Consider the following 4,039-nt stretch of genomic DNA (forward strand, 5'->3'; position numbering starts at 1 on the left):
ACGAGCCGGGATTGCCCGGGTTGCGATCTTTCGGGGCAGAACCTGACCTATCGCGACCTCAGCGGCGCCAATCTTGCCGGCGCCAATCTCAGCAAAGCGCGGATGCACCGCTCGCTGCTCACCCGTGCCGATCTGTCGGGGGCAGACCTGACCGGCACTAACCTCAACCTAAGCGACCTGCGCTTCGCTAATCTCAGTCAGGCAGACCTCGATGGCGCGCTTCTCTACGGCACCAATCTTTCGGCTGCGACCCTGACCGGCGCGACCATGGTTGGGGCGAACGTGCAGCATGCCAAGCTGCCCCGCGCCAGCATGGCGGGCGTCGTTTGGACGGATTCTGATGCAACCGGCGTCGATCTCGTGGGGGCCGACCTGACAGGGGCGGACCTCTCCGATGTCTATGCCCCCGAAGGCGACCTGCGGCAGACAAAACTCATCGGCGCGAACCTCTCGGATAGCACCTTCTTCCAGGGCAGTTTTTTGGGTGCCGACCTCAGCGGAGCAACGGCCGAGCGCGCTGACTTCCGCCAGGTCAAACTCAACAATGCCGTCTTCCTAGACGCCGTGATCACCGGTTCAAAATTCGCCAGGGCCTGGACGGAGGGTGCCGATTTTACCGGCGTCGATATCAGCACGGCCGTCGGCCTCAGCGTGCGCGCGAAGTAGCAGAGCCGGTGGCGGAAACCGCCACCGGCCTATTTTCAGTCCAGTGCCACCGGATAAGCGTAGAACTTGCCCGGGTCTTCGGCGCCGCCGAGTTTGCCGATCTTGCTTTCCAAAACCCAGAGCGTCTTGCCGACCTTGGTCACGGCCGCCGGGAAGTCATAGACATCGCCCGGCAGCGGGGAAACGGTGGCCTTGTCGCCATCGATGGTGATCGCATCGACCCGGCCGGCAGCATTCTCTGCTAGATACAGCACGCCATCATCCCCGAAGCGCATGCCGTCCGGCCCCTTGAGCTCTTCGGAAAGTGTGAGTTCGGTTATGTCACCTGCCGCGCCATCGCTGCCGACATCGATCCGCAGCAGCTTGCCGGTGGTGACGCTGTTCACATAGAGCATGCCGTCCGGGCCGAAGGAGAGGCCGTCAGCGCCAGCCAGGTTCTCGGCGACAGCCCAGTCTTCGAGCTTGTCGTCTCCAACCGTGCGAACCACCCGGCCGGCCAGCGTATCGGCCGCATAGGCGGTGCCGTCGGCGGTGGTCGCGATGTCGTTGCAGAAGCTTGTGCCATCAAACGTGTAGTTGGCCTTGGCCGCACCCGAGACTAGGTCATAGCTGCGCAACGCGGAGGGCTTGGATTCAGCCCCGCTGAACGCGGCCATGTCGGCATAACAGACCCAGAGATTGCCATTGGGTTCGTCGGCATAAACGCCGAGAATGGCCGAAGGCCCGGCTTCAGGCGCCTTGATGAAAACCTCCGTGGTGGTCGCACCTGGCGCGGCCTTGTAGACAACGCCCTTGGTGACGCTACCGGCGAACAGCGTGCCGTCCGCTGTCGAGGTGATGCTTTCGGGGAATTCCATGGCCCCTTCGCCGATCAGGACTTTTGCCGCGTCCTGCGCGGTGGCGGTGGAAGCCAGCAAGGCCGACACGGCCAGGATTGAATAGAAGCGGCTTTTGGACATGCGTCCTCTCCCTGTGAACTGGCTCACGGTGGATTGGACGGGATCGCCGGACAGACCCGGATGGCAGAGCCAATCCAGTCGCGTGAGCGTCACGTTTGTCGTGACGGCACAAGACTAGAAGGCTCGAGCATTGATTTCTCGAACTTGAGATATTGCCTTTAGGGATGCAACGGGGCGCCGGCGCTAGAAGACGTGCTCAAGGGCCGGGGTGCGCAGGCGCTCCAGCAGGGCTTCCATGTGATCGGCCTGCTCGCCGCGATAGACGCCACGGCGGAAATTGGTGACGATTTCGACGACCTTGTCATAACGCCGGCGATAGGACTCGACGCATTCGCCGTCAAAGCGCGGGCATTTGACCGGGGGCCACTCGTCCATCGTCCACTCCACGTTCAGCCGGCAAGGAGCCGCTAACATGGTGGAACGCTACGCCCGGGCGGTTAGGCCATATTGAGAAAATGGTTAGAATTTGGAGAGAAGCCATCATGTCGCGGGGCTGGACGCGGCCGACATCATGTAGCCAACACCGCGCACCGTCTGGATCAGCGAGGGCGCTTCGGGATTGTCGATCTTCTGGCGCAGATAGCGCACATAGACATCGACAATCTTGGTTCCCGGATCATAGCCATAGTCCCAGACACTGCTCAGCAGGCGCTGGCGGCTGACCACCTTGTCGGCATTGCTCATCAGGTAGCGCAGCAGCTCGAATTCGCGCAGCGTCAGGTTTAGCTGCTGCCCGTTCTTGCTGACGCGATGGGCGCCGGCATCGAGGGTAATATCACCGACGCGCAAGAGCTTGGGTTGGTCATGGCCATTTTCGCGGCGGCGCAACGCCACAATGCGCGCCAGCAGTTCGTCAAAGGCAAAGGGCTTGGTCAGGTAATCGTCGGCACCACCCTTGAGGCCGGCGATCTTGTCCTGAAGACTATCCTTGGCCGTCAGCATCAGCACCATGACGGGAAGCCGCTCCTCGCGGATCACCCTGCAAACCTCCATGCCATCGACATAGGGCAGCATACGGTCGAGGATCACGAGATCAAACGGATCGGCGCGCAAACGCTCAAGACCGTCGCGCCCATCCTGCTCGACGCTGACGTGGTAACCCTCGGCGGCAAGGCCCCGTTCGAGGAAAGAGGCAATGCGCCGGTCGTCCTCAATGACAAGAATATTCACGACCTCTGTTCCTTCGGCACAGGCAGCGAAACGGTCAGTACGGCGCCGCCATCCGCGAGATTGGCGAGGCTGATCGTCCCGTTGTGCTGCTCGACGATACCCTTGGCAATGGCAAGGCCGATACCCAGCCCGAACGAATTGCGTGAATTCTCGCCACGATAGAAGCGATCGAAAACGCGCGACGCGTCCACATCGTGGAGGCCAGGTCCCTGATCACGGATCGTCACCACAGCCTCGTTCTCTCGCCGGCTTAGCTGCACGTCGATCCGGCTGCCCGGCGGGGAATGATTGATGGCATTGTCGATGCCGATGATCAGCGCCTGCTTGAGCCGGCGGCTATCCGCATCGATCCATTGGCTTTTGTCGACGAGGGCGAGGCCAATCGTGACTTCGCGCGGCTCGGCAAGCGTCTCGCCTTCCTCGACCGCGGTCGCCAGCACGTCGTCGAGGAGGATGCGGCTGAGCGACAGCGCCTGTGCATCCGCATCCGAGCGCGCAAAAGCGATGAGTTCATCGAGCAGTTGCGCCATGTCGCCCGCCTGGCTCTGGATACGTTCGAGCGCGTGGCGCTGCTCACCCGGTGAACTGGCCGGCAGCAGGGCCACGTCGGCCTCTCCGCGCAGAATGGTCAGTGGCGTGCGCAGTTCATGGCTCACATCGGCCAGGAACTGCGCACGCCGGCTGTCCGTCTCCCGCAATCGGCGATTGGCCTCGCGCAGTTCTTCCGCGCGCGCTTCAAAGGCTGCCGCAAGCTCCGGAGCGTGCCGCCCGCCAAGGCGCGCCAACAGGAACCAGGAGAACAGAACGGCGAGCACAAAAATCAGGATGAACGCATAGCCGGCAGTTTTCGCGGCGTCGCTCGTCGTGGTCCAGTCGGCAAGCGATCGTTCCAGACGCTGCTTGTCGTTGGCGATCGCATCGTCGAGCAGGGCTGTCAGTTCGGTGCCGAGCCGAAAATCGACCTCGCGTCGATAGACCTCCATCGCCTCGTCCACACGACCATCCCGCTTCAGCACGAAAGCGCGCGAGGCCGAAAGATCGATGGCGTGATAAAGTTCGAGCATGCGGCGCGTGCTTTCGACATCGGCCAGCAATGCCCGCGTTTCCGCGCCGCTCGGCGCAGCCGCAGCGCGGTCTCGCGCCTCTTGGGCCAAGCGCACAAAGCCGCGCTCCATGTCGAGTCGGGCGGCGCGCAGGTCGCCCTGCTGCTCGCGCCCTTCATAAATCACCTGCGCAACGCGCAT

Annotated in this window: 5 protein-coding genes; 1 reads left to right on the forward strand and 4 read right to left on the reverse strand. The window is 62.6% G+C overall.

The annotated features are described in order from the left end of the window. The coding region (locus tag J0I64_RS02690) for a pentapeptide repeat-containing protein (RefSeq protein ID WP_291406082.1) at positions 1–666 on the forward strand (666 nt) is incomplete at its 5' end. A gap of 35 nt (positions 667–701) precedes the next feature. Here the strand turns inward: J0I64_RS02690 and J0I64_RS02695 are convergent. The 4 genes from J0I64_RS02695 to J0I64_RS02710 all read right to left on the reverse strand — a co-directional run. Continuing rightward, the gene (locus J0I64_RS02695) at positions 702–1,625 is read right to left on the reverse strand and encodes a hypothetical protein (protein ID WP_291406083.1); all 924 of its coding nucleotides are present in this window, start codon (positions 1,623–1,625) and stop codon (positions 702–704) included. Between the two features lie 183 nt (positions 1,626–1,808). Beyond that, a complete protein-coding gene (locus tag J0I64_RS02700) occupies positions 1,809–2,000 on the reverse strand; it encodes a hypothetical protein (protein WP_291406084.1) in 192 nt (63 codons plus the stop codon). Between the two features lie 105 nt (positions 2,001–2,105). Continuing rightward, complete coding sequence (locus J0I64_RS02705; protein ID WP_291406085.1) at positions 2,106–2,795, reverse strand: response regulator transcription factor; 690 nt, start codon at positions 2,793–2,795, stop codon at positions 2,106–2,108. After that, on the reverse strand, positions 2,792–4,039 hold a 1,248-nt coding region (locus tag J0I64_RS02710; RefSeq protein WP_291406086.1), incomplete at its 5' end, for a HAMP domain-containing sensor histidine kinase. The genes J0I64_RS02705 and J0I64_RS02710, both read right to left, overlap by 4 nt.

The organism is Devosia sp., from assembly GCF_017307565.1.
In the GTDB taxonomy this organism is placed as follows: domain Bacteria; phylum Pseudomonadota; class Alphaproteobacteria; order Rhizobiales; family Devosiaceae; genus Devosia.